The 15,874-nt window shown below is 56.1% G+C and carries 11 protein-coding genes and 3 tRNA genes; 4 read left to right on the plus strand and 10 right to left on the minus strand.

Annotated elements, in window-relative coordinates:
• Positions 1 to 13: 13 nt before the first annotated feature.
• Genes miaA through nnr form a run of 5 tightly spaced genes read right to left on the minus strand, consistent with a single transcriptional unit; the run spans position 14 to position 6,208 of the window.
• On the minus strand, positions 14 to 964 hold the full coding sequence (gene miaA, locus MY052_RS21575; RefSeq protein WP_123651144.1) for a tRNA (adenosine(37)-N6)-dimethylallyltransferase MiaA: 951 nt from the start codon (positions 962 to 964) through the stop codon (positions 14 to 16).
• On the minus strand, positions 957 to 2,822 hold the full coding sequence (mutL, locus tag MY052_RS21580) for a DNA mismatch repair endonuclease MutL (protein WP_248537848.1): 1,866 nt from the start codon (positions 2,820 to 2,822) through the stop codon (positions 957 to 959). Before mutL ends, miaA begins: the two co-directional genes overlap by 8 nt.
• A gap of 9 nt (positions 2,823 to 2,831) precedes the next feature.
• Positions 2,832 to 4,211 carry an N-acetylmuramoyl-L-alanine amidase AmiB gene (gene amiB / locus MY052_RS21585; RefSeq protein WP_202216702.1) on the minus strand — a complete coding sequence of 460 codons (1,380 nt, stop codon included), beginning with the start codon at positions 4,209 to 4,211 and terminating at the stop codon, positions 2,832 to 2,834.
• 16 nt (positions 4,212 to 4,227) lie between these two features.
• A complete protein-coding gene (gene tsaE / locus MY052_RS21590; protein ID WP_123651147.1) occupies positions 4,228 to 4,689 on the minus strand; it encodes a tRNA (adenosine(37)-N6)-threonylcarbamoyltransferase complex ATPase subunit type 1 TsaE in 462 nt (153 codons plus the stop codon).
• Entirely contained in the window at positions 4,682 to 6,208 is a 1,527-nt protein-coding gene (nnr, locus tag MY052_RS21595; protein ID WP_248537849.1) for a bifunctional ADP-dependent NAD(P)H-hydrate dehydratase/NAD(P)H-hydrate epimerase, read from the minus strand. Before nnr ends, tsaE begins: the two co-directional genes overlap by 8 nt.
• Here nnr and queG point away from each other — a divergent pair.
• The gene (gene queG, locus MY052_RS21600; RefSeq protein WP_248537850.1) at positions 6,207 to 7,346 is read left to right on the plus strand and encodes a tRNA epoxyqueuosine(34) reductase QueG; all 1,140 of its coding nucleotides are present in this window, start codon (positions 6,207 to 6,209) and stop codon (positions 7,344 to 7,346) included. The genes nnr and queG overlap by 2 nt on opposite strands.
• 269 nt (positions 7,347 to 7,615) lie before the next feature.
• On the opposite strand, the gene MY052_RS21605 is transcribed toward queG, so the two are convergent.
• From MY052_RS21605 to orn, 4 genes are all read right to left on the minus strand, one after another.
• Positions 7,616 to 7,691: transfer RNA gene (locus MY052_RS21605), tRNA-Gly, on the minus strand.
• A 33-nt stretch (positions 7,692 to 7,724) separates the two neighbouring features.
• A tRNA-Gly gene (locus MY052_RS21610) sits at positions 7,725 to 7,800 on the minus strand.
• 34 nt (positions 7,801 to 7,834) lie between these two features.
• Positions 7,835 to 7,910 (minus strand) — tRNA-Gly (locus MY052_RS21615).
• A gap of 180 nt (positions 7,911 to 8,090) precedes the next feature.
• Complete coding sequence (orn, locus tag MY052_RS21620) at positions 8,091 to 8,636, minus strand: oligoribonuclease (protein ID WP_035894216.1); 546 nt, start codon at positions 8,634 to 8,636, stop codon at positions 8,091 to 8,093.
• Between the two features lie 106 nt (positions 8,637 to 8,742).
• Here orn and rsgA point away from each other — a divergent pair, with 106 nt between their 5' ends.
• From rsgA to mscM, 3 genes are all read left to right on the plus strand, one after another.
• Positions 8,743 to 9,798, plus strand: a complete 1,056-nt coding sequence (gene rsgA / locus MY052_RS21625) for a small ribosomal subunit biogenesis GTPase RsgA (RefSeq protein WP_035894217.1) — start codon at positions 8,743 to 8,745, stop codon at positions 9,796 to 9,798.
• A 119-nt stretch (positions 9,799 to 9,917) separates the two neighbouring features.
• Positions 9,918 to 10,949, plus strand: coding sequence for an archaetidylserine decarboxylase (gene asd, locus MY052_RS21630; protein WP_123651150.1), 1,032 nt, complete (start codon positions 9,918 to 9,920; stop codon positions 10,947 to 10,949).
• Positions 10,950 to 10,968: 19 nt separating this feature from the next.
• A complete protein-coding gene (gene mscM, locus MY052_RS21635) occupies positions 10,969 to 14,286 on the plus strand; it encodes a miniconductance mechanosensitive channel MscM (RefSeq protein ID WP_248537851.1) in 3,318 nt (1,105 codons plus the stop codon).
• A gap of 84 nt (positions 14,287 to 14,370) precedes the next feature.
• Here mscM and yjeM read toward each other — a convergent pair whose 3' ends face one another.
• Complete coding sequence (gene yjeM, locus MY052_RS21640) at positions 14,371 to 15,873, minus strand: glutamate/gamma-aminobutyrate family transporter YjeM (protein ID WP_248537852.1); 1,503 nt, start codon at positions 15,871 to 15,873, stop codon at positions 14,371 to 14,373.
• Position 15,874 lies beyond the last annotated feature (1 nt).

The raw sequence follows: 15,874 nt of genomic DNA on the forward strand, positions 1-15,874 counted from the left end.
CAATTTTACACATTCAGTCTACACTAGCACCCACTACCTGTAATAATTGGCTAAACGCCTGCTCCGGCTGCTCACTATCTAACCAGTGAACTCCTTCCCAACCGCGTAACCACGTCACCTGGCGCTTCGCTAGCTGTCTCGTGGCACAAACTCCTCTATAAACCATTTCATCATATGAAATCTCACCTTCAAGGTATGACCACATCTGGCGGTATCCCACACAACGAATGGAAGGCATATCCGTATGCAAATCTCCACGGGCAAATAGCGCCCGCACTTCTGCTTCAAAACCTGAAGCTAACATCTGATGAAAACGCTGCTCAATGCGCTGATGGAGCAGTTCACGGCTCGCCGGGGCGATGGCGAACTGATGCACCTTGTAGGGCAGAGCGTCTCCTGACGTTTGTGTCAGCTCCGTTAAAGTTTTACCCGAAATGAAAAAAACTTCCAGTGCTCGGGAAAGTCTTTGCGGATCATTCGGATGAATACGCTCGGCCGCGACGGGGTCAATTTCCCGCAGCTGCTGATGCAGCGCCATCCATCCTTGCTCTGCCGCCTGCTGCTCAATCCGCGCCCGAACGTCCGGGTCGGCTGAGGGCAACGGTGATAAACCTTCAAGCAACGCCTTGAAATACAACATCGTCCCACCGACCAGCAGCGGAATTTTCCCTGCGGCGGTGATCTCCGCCATCTGCGCAAGCGCATCGCGGCGGAAGTCCGCCGCAGAGTATGCCTGCGACGGATCGAGAATATCTAACAGTCGATGCGGCGCGGCTTCTAACTCTTCCGCACTCGGCTTAGCGGTGCCGATATCCATTCCTCGATAAATGAGGGCTGAATCAACACTAATCAACTCTACTGGCAAAACTTTACGTAATTCAATCGCCAGCGCCGTCTTGCCCGAAGCGGTTGGCCCCATCAAAAAAATTGCCTTAGGCAGGCTCGCCTCGGTTACTTCACTCATGTCTCAGGGCGTTCATCGCAGAATCTAAATCAACGGGTTGTAACAGACCACCCGGCGGAGCTTTGACCAGCTGTGGGCAAAGACGTTCAACGTCTGCCAGCATGGAAATTGCCTGCGCCATGTTCCACTGCGCGTGATCGCTTGCCAGATTTCGGGCCAGCCACTGCGCAACGTTCCCGGCGTCAACGATACTTTGCTCCACCAGGTAGCCTATCAGTTCAGGAATCAAGATTTGTAAATTTTGTTGTCGTAAGGGTAAAGGCACGGCGCGAATCGTGGCGTGCTGCCCTTCGAGCAGTATTTCAATGCCGAGCAGATTCAGCGCTTCCTGCGCGCGTTCCAGCGTCTGACGCTCGCCGTCGGTCACTTTAAGACGCAGCGGAATCAACAGCGGCTGCGCGCAGATGGTCGCTTCGCCCGGCGTCAGCTGCGCCTGGCGTAACCAGCGTTCCGCCACCGGCAGCGCCAGCAGGCTTAATTTGCCGCCGCGCTCCAGCAACGCGCAGGTATCAGCGACAATCGCCAGCACGCGACCAAAGCTCTGGTTATGCCCGGCAAGATTATCGGCCACTGGCGCTTTCACCGGTTCCGGCGTTTTTTCCGGCGTATTCAGCAATTGGCGATAAAGCGCCCCCTGCTGCTTCTGATATCCCGGCTGGGCGTTCGGCCAGCTGCCGTTGGCACCACCACTGCTCCGACTGGCGCTACCGCCACCGGTTGGCGTTTGATAGCGCGGCATATCAGGTTCGCGCGCCACCGCCGGTTCAGCAAACTGGTTGCGCCCGGCGGCAATACGGTTTTCCGGCAAGGATCGCGGCGCGGGCTCGTCATCTTCCGCCAGCGGCAGAGGCGTATCGAGCTGCTGTTGCAGCACGCTAAGCACTCCTTGATAGATAAAATCATGCACCAGGCGCGACTGATGGAAACGCACCTCGTGCTTCGCCGGATGCACGTTCACATCTACCTGATGCGGGTCTATCTCAAGATAAAGAACAAACGCGGGCTGTTGATCGGCACCGAGTTTATCTTCACACGCCTGACGAATCGCATGGTTGATGAGCCTATCGCGCATCATGCGGCCGTTCACGTAGCAGTACTGAATTTCAGCCAGCGCAGGCGTGGTGTGTTTCGGGTCTGCCACCCAGCCGTGCAGCGCCAGGTCGCCGTGCTGCCACTCAATGGCCAACGCGTGTTCAAGGAAAGGCACACCGCAAATCGCACCCAGCCGACGCTCTTTCGGTGCGCCTTCGGCCACCGCACGATACTGGCGAACCGCTTTGCCGTTATGGGTCAGGTTAATGCTCACATCGAAGCGCGCCAGCGCAATGCGGCGGATAATCTCATCGATATGGTTGAATTCGGTTTTCTCGGTGCGCATAAATTTGCGACGCGCCGGGGTGTTGTAGAACAGGTCCAGCACTTCCAGCGTCGTCCCTACCGGGTGCGCCGCAGGTTTCACCGTGACGTCCTGATTACGGCCTTCCGCGTAGGCCTGCCACGCTTCTTGCTGCTCTGCGGTACGAGAGGTGATAGTCAGACGCGAGACCGAGCTGATGCTCGCCAGCGCTTCGCCGCGAAAACCTAAGCTGATAATCGCCTCAAGGTCGTCAAGCGTGGCGATTTTACTGGTGGCATGACGCGCCAGCGATAGCGCTAGTTCGTCTTTTTTGATGCCGCAGCCGTTATCACGAATGCGGATAAGCTTGGCGCCGCCGCGTTCAATATCAATATCGATGCGGGTTGCCCCCGCATCGAGACTGTTCTCCACCAGCTCTTTCACTACCGATGCAGGCCGCTCAACCACTTCACCCGCGGCAATCTGGTTCGCAAGCTGCGGCGGTAAAACCTGTATCGGCATGATAACTCCTTAGTTAACGAGCGTCCTGGATGATGACGCGGCGCTGGCGGTCTGCGACTGTTCGTCACGAGGGCCGGATTGTATCGGATGCGCCGTGAAATAGTTACGTAAACCGTTATAAATGGCTTCCGCGATCTTCTGTTGATAATCGTCGCTACCCAGCAGGCGCTCTTCGCTGCTGTTACTGATAAAGCCGGTCTCGACCAGAATGGACGGAATATCCGGCGAACGCAGCACGCCAAGGCTGGCATGTTCAGGGCGGCGTTTATGCAGATTCCCTACCTGCTGAAGCTGGCTTATCACGCTGGTTGCAACATCATACCCTACACGCTGGGAATGACCGAACTGCAGATCCAGCACCGCCTGGCTCAGGTACGGGTCGGCCTGGCTGTTGGCCAGTACGTCGCCCGCGCCGCCGAGCAGCTCAGACTGTTTCTCGTGCTGTTCGAGCCAGCCCGCCATTTCGCTATTCGCGCGACGGTTAGAGAGCACCCACACGGATGCACCGGTCGCATCGCGGTTCGGCGCGGCATCCGCGTGAATCGACACCAGGAAAGAAGCGTTCTGCTTACGCGCCACGTCGGAACGGCCCATCACCGAAATAAAGTAGTCTCCGTCACGGGTCAGCACGCCTTTGAACATCGGATCATCATTCAGCAGCGCACGCAGTTTGCGCGCAATGGCAATGGTGACGTTTTTCTCACGCGTGCCGCCAGGGCCAATCGCCCCAGGGTCCTGACCGCCGTGACCGGCATCAATGGCGATAATCACTTTATCACCCGAGACGCTGCGCGCGCGGGAAGACGGACGTGGCGTTGGCGTCACCGTGCTGGCAATCGCTGGCTGGCGCTCGCCGCTGAAGCTGCCGCTGTCGTTTCCGCTAGTCGTGCTGCTGCCGTTACGGCTGCCGCTGAACGGATTGCGTCCAGGCTGCACAGGTACAGGCGTCACCATTGGCGTTTCCACTCGCTTAGCTACAACCGGAGGCGGTGGAGGCGGTGGAACGTCAGCGTTAATGGTGAACACCACGGTGTAGTTGGCACCGTTCTGCTGCTTCACCGCCCGGGTTTTGCCGTTTTCGGTCAGATCGACCACCAGACGTAAGGTCTGATCGTCCTTCGCTGTACCCGAACGAATCGCTTTCACCAGGTTATTACCGCTAAAGCGCAGCGGTAGTCCCTGTAGCACCCCGGTTTGTTTGATATCCAGCACGACGCTACGTTTGTCGTCCTGGCTAAAGCTATACTCCGGATCGCCCATAAAGCTGAACGTGATCCGCGCCTGCGTTTCACCGTTCGCCACCTGAATATCGGACAAACTTGCCGCCATTGCCGGTACGCCGACCAGCATCAGTGCGGCCATTAACCACCCTTTTGCGCGAAAAATCATCCTGGGATCCCTTAAATTAACCGGCAAACCGCGCCAGCAGAGACTCACCTAATGAGGAGACCGCGCTAATGCGCGCCTCACGCCCTTGCGCCTGGTAATCTAAGTGTATTTCGATATCCGGCTCGGGCAGAACACCTGCGCCCTGTTGCGGCCATTCCACCAGGCAAATGGCATCGTTAGCAAAGTAATCGCGGATCCCCATAAATTCGAGCTCCTCGGGATCGGCAAGGCGGTACAGATCAAAGTGATAAACCATCAGGTCGGCGAGCTGATAAGGCTCGACCAGGGTATAAGTTGGGCTTTTGACGTTGCCGTTATGACCTAACGCCTGCAGAAATCCACGGCTAAAGGTGGTTTTCCCGGCACCCAAATCGCCGTACAGATAGATGACGGTTGCGCCGACGCAGGCCTTCGCCACTCGGTTGCCAAGGTCCAGGGTTGCCTGCTCGTCAGATAAAGGAATCACTCGATTAGTCATGGTTTACGTCAATCACATCCGGGTTAACAACACGCCGTAGCGTGGAAAAGAGGTCTGTCGCGAGCATACCGCGGGTGCCATAGCGCGCCGCCAGTTCATCGGCGGCGGCACCGTGGGCGATACACCCTGCGCACGCTGCATCATACGGCGATAATGCCTGCCCCAGCAATGCGCCGATGATGCCCGAAAGCACATCACCCATTCCGCCGCTGGCCATGCCGGCATTTCCCGCATCAATAATTCCGATCGCGCCCTGCTCATCTGCCACGACCGTACCGGCGCCTTTCAGCACCACCGCGCCGCCGTACCGTTTTACCAGACGTTGCGCAGAAAGTAAGCGATCGTGCTCGATATCTGCCACCCGACAATTGAGCAGCCGTGCGGCTTCACCGGGGTGTGGCGTGATCACGCGATTGTGACGTTTATCCGGATTGATTGCCAGCAGGTTCAGCGCATCGGCATCCCAGAGAGTTGGTTTACGGAAATTGTCGATTTTCCGCAGCGCCTGTTTGCCCCATTCGGCCTGCCCCAGACCGGGGCCAATCACCACGACATCCGCCCATTCAAGCGCTTCCTCGAGCGTCTGCGGCGTTAGTTCATGCACCATCAGCTCAGGACGAGCGGTAATAATCGGCGCAACGTTTTCAGCGCGGGTTAATACGCGAACCAGCCCCGCACCGGCTCGCAGCGCCGCTTCACCGGTCATACGAATCGCCCCGGCGGTACCGTGATCGCCACCGATCACCACCAGACGACCGTGATCGCCTTTGTGCGAGGTGGGACGACGCGGCGTGAACCACTGTCCTAGCTGCGAAGCATCAAACCGATGAATATTTGTGTGCTGGGTTGCCAGCCAGGGCTCAAGCCCCAGCGCATCATGATGTAGATGCCCGACAACGTCACGCGCCTTGCCGGTCAGCAAACCGGGCTTGAGGGCGATAAAAGTGATGGTGTGAGCAGCCTGAATAACCGCGCCGGGCGTCGTGCCCGTCTGGGCGTTCAGCCCGGAGGGAATATCCAGCGCGACAACCGGTGCCGGGAAGGCGTTAGCTCGCACAATCAGGTTCGCGACGTTCTCGCGCGGCGCGCTTTGTAGTCCAGTGCCGAGCAGGCCATCGATAATCAGGTCTGCATCCTGTGGCCAATCCGCATCTTCCGGATAAATCTCGCCGCCCGCCACGTGCCACGCCTCACGAGCAGCCTGCGCTTCTTCCGGCAGCAGCTTATCGCTGGCGATTGCCAGCAGCGTCACCTGAATACCGGCAGCCTGCGCCAGACGCGCGACCTCGTAGCCATCGCCGCCGTTATTGCCGTGACCGCACAGAACAATCCAGTGACGGGTGGAAGGATATGCGGCACGCACGAGCTTAAACGCCGCTTCGCCCGCGCGCTGCATTAGCGTGTAAAGGGAAAGCCCAAGGCTCTGCGCCGCCGCTTTTTCAGCGCGACGCAGGTCATCCGCAGGCCAAATGGAGTGTGGTATACTTTGGGGGTTACTCGTCAATGTATGGTCCGTCATGTCACAGCCCCTCGATCTCAATCAATTAGCGCAACAAATCAAACAATGGGGCACCGAACTGGGTTTTCAGCAGGTCGGCATTACCGATACCGATCTCAGCGCCTCCGAGCCCAAACTGCAGGCATGGCTGGATAAACAATACCACGGCGAGATGGAATGGATGGCGCGTCACGGTATGATGCGCGCGCGTCCACACGAACTGCAGCCCGGTACGCTCCGGGTCATCAGCGTTCGCATGAACTATCTTCCCGCCAATGCGGCCTTTGCCAGCACGCTGAAAAATCCCGAGCTAGGTTACGTCAGCCGTTATGCCCTGGGGCGTGATTATCATAAGCTGTTGCGTAACCGCCTTAAAAAGCTCGGCGAAATGATTCAGGAACAGTGTGTCTCGCTGAATTTTAGACCGTTTGTCGACTCTGCGCCTATTCTTGAGCGTCCGCTAGCGGAAAAAGCCGGGATTGGCTGGACGGGGAAGCACTCGCTTATCCTCAACCGCGACGCCGGATCGTTCTTTTTCCTCGGTGAGCTGCTGGTTGATATCCCTCTGCCCATCGATCAACCGGTAGCCGAAGAGTGCGGGCGCTGCGTGGCCTGCATGACCATCTGCCCTACCGGCGCGATTGTCGAACCTTATACTGTCGACGCCCGCCGCTGTATTTCTTATCTGACTATCGAGCTCGAAGGCGCCATTCCGGAAGAATTTCGTCCACTATTGGGCAATCGTATTTATGGCTGCGACGACTGCCAGCTAATCTGCCCGTGGAATCGCTTCTCACAGTTGACCGATGAAGCCGACTTTAGTCCGCGCAAAGCGCTGCATGCGCCTGAACTTATCGAGCTGTTCGCCTGGAATGAAGCGCATTTTCTGAAGGTGACAGAAGGTTCGGCCATTCGCCGTATCGGCCACCGGCGCTGGCTGCGAAATATTGCCGTTGCGCTGGGTAACGCACCGTGGAGCGACGCTACGCTAAACGCGCTGGAGAGTCGCCGGGGTGAGCACCCACTTCTCGATGAACACATTGAATGGGCGATTGCGCAGCAAATTACACGTCGAAATGAGCATGTGGTTGAAGTGCAGTTGCCGAAGAAACAGCGTCTGGTGAGAGTGGTGGAAAAAGGGCTACCGCGCGATGCGTGATATATTCACAGCCTGTGAGTAAAAATAAAAAGACATTGCGTTTCAACACGCCAAAGTTCGTCAAGCGATCTTGCTAACATTTTGAAATGATATATCTCGTTATATTTCAGCAAGTTGACAAAAAGTGTAAAAATCCAGAAAACATTAGCACGCGAAGAACGGGATAACAGCCTGTGGATAACTCTGTTTACAAGAGTATTTCAGAAACGAAAAAAACAACCTCAATGGCTTGATGCATTGTGGAAGTATTTTTGTTTTGGAAGAAAATTTGGAGCGGGAAACGAGACTCGAACTCGCGACCCCGACCTTGGCAAGGTCGTGCTCTACCAACTGAGCTATTCCCGCTTGGGTGTGTCTACTGCGACTACTTTCAAATTTTGGAGCGGGAAACGAGACTCGAACTCGCGACCCCGACCTTGGCAAGGTCGTGCTCTACCAACTGAGCTATTCCCGCTTGGGTGTGTCTACTGCGACTGCTTTCAAATTTTTGGAGCGGGAAACGAGACTCGAACTCGCGACCCCGACCTTGGCAAGGTCGTGCTCTACCAACTGAGCTATTCCCGCAAAATCTGGCAATTTTTGTTGCTGTCGTAATTCGCATTTCTGCTTCGTTACGGGAGGCGCATTATACGAGAATTCTTTCCCCCTGCAACCCCCCCTGAAGCGATTTTTTAAAAAAACCGTTCAAGTGCTGGATAAATCGGCAAGTTGACTATTTTAGCGCCAATTCATCCCTTTAGCACGTTAAAGCTGAATAAAATGTTCGCGGTAGTAGGCCAGTTCCGCCACCGACTCACGAATGTCATCCATCGCCTGGTGAGTGCCCTGCTTTTTAAAGCCCGGCAGAATTTCAGGTTTCCAGCGACGCGCCAGCTCTTTGAGCGTGCTGACATCCAGATAGCGATAGTGGAAGTAGGATTCCAGCTCCGGCATGTATTTAAACAGGAAGCGACGATCCTGACCGATACTGTTGCCGCAAATCGGTGATTTACCTTCGGGCACCCACTGCTTTAAGAATTCCAGCGTCGCCAGCTCCGCTTCGCGATCACCCATGGTACTCGCCTTCACGCGTTCCACCAGCCCGCTGCCGGTGTGGGTGCGCACGTTCCAGTCATCCATCAGCGCCAGCTGCGCGTCAGATTGGTGAACGGCAATGGTCGGCCCTTCCGCCAGAATATTCAGCTGTGCGTCAGTCACCAGCGTGGCGATTTCAATAATGCGATCGTGCTCGGGATTCAGGCCGGTCATCTCCAGATCGATCCAAATCAGGTTGTTTTCATCTGCACTCATGTTATTTTCCACCCTTCTGTCTTACCTGCCGCGGTAGGTTAACTAGTATTAATTAGCGTGTATCATAGAGGTTTTGCCCGATATGGGCGACCAGGAGTCAGCACGATTGAGTAAAAATAAACTCTCCAAGGGGCAGCAGCGCCGCGTAAAAGCAAACCATCAGCGCCGCCTGACAACCACCACGGAGAAGCCAGATTACGACGATAACCTGTTTGGCGAAGCCGCCGAAGGGATCGTCATCAGCCGCTTCGGTATGCATGCCGACGTGGAGTCCGCCGATGGCGACATCCACCGCTGCAATATCCGTCGCACCATTCGTTCACTGGTCACCGGTGACCGCGTTGTCTGGCGTCCAGGCAAGGCCGCTGCGGAAGGCGTGAGAGTCAAAGGTATCGTTGAAGCCGTTCACGAGCGGACCTCCGTTCTGACACGCCCGGACTTTTATGACGGCGTGAAGCCCATTGCCGCCAACATTGACCAGATTGTTATCGTCTCCGCCATTTTGCCCGAGCTGTCGCTGAATATTATCGACCGCTATCTTGTCGCCTGCGAAACGCTCAACGTTGAACCACTGCTGGTGCTCAATAAAATAGACCTGCTGGACGAAGACGGCATGGCGTTCGTCAATGAGCAGATGGATATCTATCGCAATATTGGCTATCGCGTTCTGATGGCATCAAGCCATACTCAGGACGGCTTAAAACCGCTGGAAGAGGCGCTGACCAACCGTATCAGCATCTTTGCCGGGCAGTCTGGCGTCGGAAAATCGAGCCTGCTTAACGCCCTGCTGGGGCTGAACGACGACCGCATTCTGACTAACGACGTTTCCGACGTCTCGGGCCTTGGCCAACACACCACCACCGCCGCGCGCCTGTATCATTTCCCGCACGGCGGCGACGTGATTGACTCCCCTGGGGTCCGTGAATTTGGTCTGTGGCACCTTGAGCCGGAACAAGTCACCAATGGATTTGTCGAATTCCATGACTATCTCGGCCTGTGCAAATACCGCGACTGTAAGCACGATGCCGATCCCGGTTGTGCCATCCGTGAAGCCGTCGATAACGGTAAAATTGCCGAATCACGTTTTGAAAATTATCACCACATTCTGGACAGTATGGCGCAGGTAAAAACGCGTAAAAACTTTTCAGAGACCGATAAATGAGAACTATGATTTTGCCGACTGACATTTTCACTGACAATCGCTAGAATCGGCCGCTTTTCTCATTTAGATCCGACGCGATCGTCGGATCAGGAACGACACATAATGGCCTGGAGGCTACCTTGTTAAACTCGTTTAAACTTTCACTGCAATACATTCTGCCTAAACTGTGGCTTACGCGTCTCGCAGGCTGGGGTGCGAGCAAACGAGCGGGATGGCTGACGAAACTGGTTATCGATCTGTTCGTGAAGTTCTACAAGGTCGATATGAAAGAAGCGCAGAAGCCGGACACCGCCAGCTACCGCACTTTCAACGACTTCTTCGTCCGTCCGCTGCGTGAAGATGCCCGCCCGGTCAACACCGACCCAAGCGTGCTGGTGATGCCGGCCGACGGCGTAATTAGCCAGCTTGGCGCGATTGAAGACGACAAAATTCTGCAGGCCAAAGGCCATAACTACTCGCTCGAAGCGCTGCTCGCGGGTAACTACATCATGGCTGATCTGTTCCGTAACGGCAGCTTCGCCACCACCTATCTGTCGCCGCGCGACTACCACCGCGTGCATATGCCGTGCAACGGTATCCTGCGTGAAATGATTTACGTGCCGGGTGACCTGTTCTCCGTGAACCACCTGACCGCGCAGAACGTACCCAATCTGTTTGCCCGTAACGAACGCGTCATCTGTCTGTTTGATACTGAATTCGGCCCAATGGCGCAAATTCTGGTGGGTGCGACTATCGTGGGTAGCATCGAAACCGTCTGGGCGGGTACCGTCACGCCGCCGCGTGAAGGTGTGATTAAGCGCTGGACCTACCCGGCGGGCGATCAAGAAGGCTCCGTCGCGCTGCTGAAAGGCCAGGAAATGGGCCGCTTCAAGCTGGGCTCAACGGTAATCAACCTATTTGCTGCGGGTAAAGTGACGCTGATGGAGCAGCTGAAAAATCTGTCCGTGACTAAGCTTGGCGAGCCGCTGGCCGTTTCCACCGAGGCCGTTGTCGAACCTGAGGCTGCGCCGGTAGTTGAACCTGCAGTTGAACCTGTAGTAGTTGAGCCGGTTGTTGAACCCGTTGCTGAACCACAGGCCGAAACGGTTGTTGAACCGGTTGTAGAGCAGGATGTCGCCCCAAAGGCTGACAACACGCAAGAAAAAAGTTAACAACGAATAAGGGTCTGACGTGCGCCTGATTATCACTTTACTGATGGCCTGGTGCCTCAGCCAGGGGGCGTACGCAGCGACGGCCCCCAACGCTCGACAAATTACCCAGGAACTGGAACAGGCAAAGGCGGCAAAGCCCGCCCAGCCTGAAACCGTCGAAGCGTTACAAAATGCCCTGACCGCGCTCGAAGAGCAGAAAGGCTCTCTTGAGCGCGCCGCGCAGTACCAGCAGGTCATCGACAACTTCCCCAAACTCTCCCAGACGTTGCGTAATCAGCTCAACAACCTGCGCGATGAACCGCGTCAGGTGCCTGAAAGCATGAGCAGCGATGCGTTGAATCAGGAGATTTTGCAGGTTAGCAGCCAACTGCTGGAAAAAACCCGCCTTGCTCAACAGGAACAAGAGCGCGCCCGCGATATCGCGGACTCCCTGAACCAGCTTCCCCAGCAGCAGACCGACGCACGCCGACAGTTAAACGACGTGGAGCGTCGGATTGGCACACAAGCAGGCAATACGCCGCTGGCACAGGCGCAAAACCTCAATTTGCAGGCTGATTCCAGCAAACTCAAAGCGCTGGTTGATGAACTGGAGCTCGCGCAGCTCTCTGCCAATAACCGCCAGGAACTGGCGCGTATGCGCTCAGAGCTCGCACAAAAGCAAAGTGAGCAGTTGGATGCATATCTGCAAGCCCTGCGAAACCAGCTCAATAGCCAGCGTCAGCGTGAAGCGGAACGCGCGCTGGAAAGCACCGAACTGCTAGCCGAAAACAGCGAAAACCTGCCAGCAGGTATCGTTGACCAGTTTAAGATTAACCGAGAGCTTTCTCAGGCGCTGAACCAGCAGGCTCAGCGTATGGATTTGGTTGCCTCGCAGCAGCGTCAGGCGGCCAATCAGACGCTGCAGGTGCGCCAAGCCCTGAATACGCTGCGCGAGCAGTCACAGTGGCTGGGCTCCTCGAATCTGCTCGGTGAAGCGCTGCGCGCGCAGGTCGCTCGTCTGCCGGAGATGCCAAAACCACAGCAGCTTGATACCGAAATGGCCCAGCTGCGCGTGCATCGTCTGCGCTATGAAGACCTGCTGAACAAGCAGCCGCAGCTACGCCAGATTCGCCAGGCCGACGGCCAGCCGCTCACCAGCGAAGAGAACCGTATTCTTGAAGCCCAGCTGCGCACCCAGCGCGAACTGCTGAATTCACTGCTGCAGGGCGGAGATACGCTCATCCTCGAGCTGACCAAGCTGAAAGTTTCCAACAGCCAGTTGGAAGATGCGCTGAAAGAGGTCAACGAAGCCACCCACCGCTACCTGTTCTGGACCTCCGACGTACGGCCTATCGACTTCAGTTGGCCGCTAGAAATTGTGCAGGACCTGCGCCGCCTGATTTCGCTCGACACGTTCAGCCAGCTCGGCAAAGCCAGCATGATGATGCTTACCAGCCGTCAGACGCTGTTCCCGCTGTTTGGTGCCCTGCTGCTGGTTGGCTTCAGCATCAGCTCACGTAAGCACTTCACGCGCTTCCTGGAGCGTTCCAGCGCCCGTGTGGGCAAGGTCACCCAGGATCACTTCTGGCTGACGCTACGCACGGTCTTCTGGTCAATCCTGGTCGCCTCACCGCTGCCGGTACTGTGGGCAACGCTTGGCTACGGTTTACAGGAAGCCTGGCCCTTCCCGCTCGCCGTCGCCGTCGGTGATGGCGTCACCGCCACCGTACCACTGCTGTGGGTGGTGATGATTTGCGCGGCGTTCGCCCGCACCAACGGTCTGTTTATCGTTCACTTTGGCTGGCCGCAGCACCGCGTGGCGCGCGCAATGCGCTACTACCTGATGAGCATCGGGCTTATCGTGCCGCTGATTATGGCGCTGATCATGTTCGATAATCTTAACGACCGCGAGTTCTCCGCTTCGCTCGGCAGGCTGTGCTTTATCCTGATCTGCGGCGCGCTGGCGATGGTAACGGTGAGCCTGAAACGCGCGGGGATCCCGCTCTATCTCGATAAAAGCGGCAGCGGTGAAAACCGCGTTAACCTGCTGCTGTGGAACCTGATGATTGGTGCGCCGCTGCTGGCGATTTTCACCGCGGCGGTGGGCTATCTTGCCACCTCGCAGGCGCTGCTGGCGCGTCTGGAAACTTCGGTCGCTATCTGGTTCCTGCTGTTAGTGATTTACCACGTCATCCGCCGCTGGATGCTGATTCAGCGCCGCCGTCTGGCCTTTGACCGCGCCAAGCATAAACGTGCCGAAATGCTGGCGCATCGCGCCCGTGGCGAGGAAGAAGCGCACGCCAGCAGTCTGGAAGGGTCTGTCGAGCAGGAGGTGAGCGAAGTCAACCTCGATACCATCAGCGAGCAGTCGCTACGCCTGGTGCGCTCGATTCTGATGCTGATTGCGCTGGTGTCGGTGATTATCCTGTGGTCGGAAATTCACTCGGCGTTTGGCTTCCTTGAGAACATTTCACTGTGGGATGTCACCTCAACGGTACAAGGCGTTGAAAGCATTGAGCCAATTACCCTCGGCGCGGTGCTGATCGCGATTCTGGTGCTGATCATCACCACCCAGTTAGTGCGCAACCTGCCCGCGCTGCTGGAACTGGCCATTCTGCAACACCTGGATTTAACGCCGGGTACCGGCTATGCCATCACCACCATCACCAAATATCTGCTGCTGCTGATAGGCGGGCTGGTTGGATTCTCGATGATTGGTATTGAATGGTCGAAGCTGCAATGGCTGGTCGCCGCACTCGGTGTCGGTCTCGGCTTTGGTTTGCAGGAGATTTTCGCCAACTTCATCTCCGGCCTGATTATTCTGTTTGAGAAGCCGATTCGTATCGGCGATACGGTCACCATCCGCGACCTGACCGGTAGCGTGACCAAAATCAACACCCGCGCCACCACCATCAGTGACTGGGACCGCAAAGAGATTATCGTGCCGAACAAGGCGTTTATCACCGAGCAGTTCATCAACTGGTCGCTGTCGGATTCGGTTACGCGCGTGGTGTTAAGCATTCCTGCGCCGTCAGACGCCAACAGCGAAGAGGTGGCGCAGATCCTGTTAACCGCCGCACACCGTTGCTCGCTGGTGATTGATAACCCGGCACCGGAAGCGTTCCTTGTCGATTTACAGCAGGGGATTCAGATTTTCGAGCTGCGTATCTACGCCGCCGAGATGGGCCACCGTATGCCGCTGCGTCACGAGCTACACCAGTTGATTCTGGCGGGCTTCCGCCAGCACGGTATCGATATGCCGTTCCCACCGTTCCAGATGCGTCTGGAGACCCTGGATGGGCGGAAAACGGGAAGAACGCTGACCTCCGCAGGTAAACGCCAGCCGGGAAGTCTTTAATATCTGAGTAGCCCGGACGAGGTGCGCTAGCACCGACTCCGGGGAAATCCCGGCGTCACTACGTTCGGCCGGGCTACCGCAGGTTTACTCTGCCACCAGTACCGGCTGACGGTTAACGCGGCGATGATAGTTTTCATAAATCGCCATCGCCAGCAGCGAGAAGAAGATCGGCCCGCCAATCATCCACATTGCACTGCTCCAGTCCCCTGCTTCAATCACCGGCTGAATAATGGTGAAAATATTGGCGAAGGTCACCACCAGCACAACCACGCTGGTTGCCAGCAGCGTTGAGACTTTGGTTTTGAAAATCACAAACGGACGTTCGAGATCCATTTTGGCCTTAAAGAACGGGAAGGCCAGCGCCAGGAACAGGTATGGCAGGGTCATCGACACATTCGCCATCAGCGTCAGTTTGTTGTAGAACGCCGACGCGGTATCACCACCAAATGACACCAGCAGGATGAACGCACTCACCAGCAGGCACTGCATCCACATGGCGGTGGACGGCATACCGTTGGCATTCAGGCGGGTCATCGACGCAGGCCACAGCGCTTTTGGCGTACCCTGAATAATCGCTTTCAGCGGCGAGTAGCTCAGAGTGAAGAATGCCCCGGTGTAGGCAAGGAACATCGACAGGCCGGTGATGCGCGCAAACCACACGCCTACGGTCGCCGACGCTTCTGGCGACAGGTGTATGGCATTGCCGAGCGTTGAGCCCAGGCTGGTCATCAGCACATAGGTAATATTGCCGAGGTTCACCGAACGGTCGCTCAGGATCTGCTGCCAGTTGGTACTCACACCCCACAGGAAGATCGCCAGCGAATAACCGATAGAGATAACAATCGCCGCAAAAACAATTCCTTTAGCGAAGTTCTTTTCTGGTTTATCGGTTTTATCCACCAGGCCACCGACGGCTTCAATTCCGCCATAGGCGAAAATAGCAAATACCACAAACGATAATACCGCCAGACCGGATTGATAACCTGGGTTTGGCGAAGTAGTGAAATTAAGTGGTTGTGCAAAGTGGCCGCCATTTAATAACAAAATGGCAATACTCACTAACAATAAAACCAAATTCAGACACATTACCGAAATACCGCCAACCGCGGTAATGCGGGCGATTTTATTAATCCCCTTAGAGGCCACCGTGGTAACCAGCACCATCCAGACAACGGCCAGCAGACCCACAACCTGCGTCGATTGCAGCCCCGCCACGCCCCAGTGCTGCGTCATGTCAGAGCCAAACAGGAAGGTAGAGAACGGTACCCACACCTTGGCGGAGGTACTCACCATCCAGACCACATAAGAGGAGAACCACATAAAGGTGCCGATAAACGCATAACGTGGGCCCACGCTATTATTCATCCAGGAATAGATCCCGCCTTCTTCTTTACGATACGCCGAACCCATTTCAGCCATCATTAAGGCGAATGGGATAAAGAATAAAAGCGCGGAAAATATATACCAGGTTATCGCACTATAGCCCATCAGATAAAAAGCAGAAGGGCTATTAGCAAAGCCAAATACTGACGTAAATATCATAAGGATGAGTCCTATCAGGCTCATCTTTTTAATTGATTGGGTCATA

This window comes from Kluyvera ascorbata, assembly GCF_023195735.1.
In the GTDB taxonomy this organism is placed as follows: Bacteria; Pseudomonadota; Gammaproteobacteria; order Enterobacterales; family Enterobacteriaceae; genus Kluyvera; species Kluyvera ascorbata.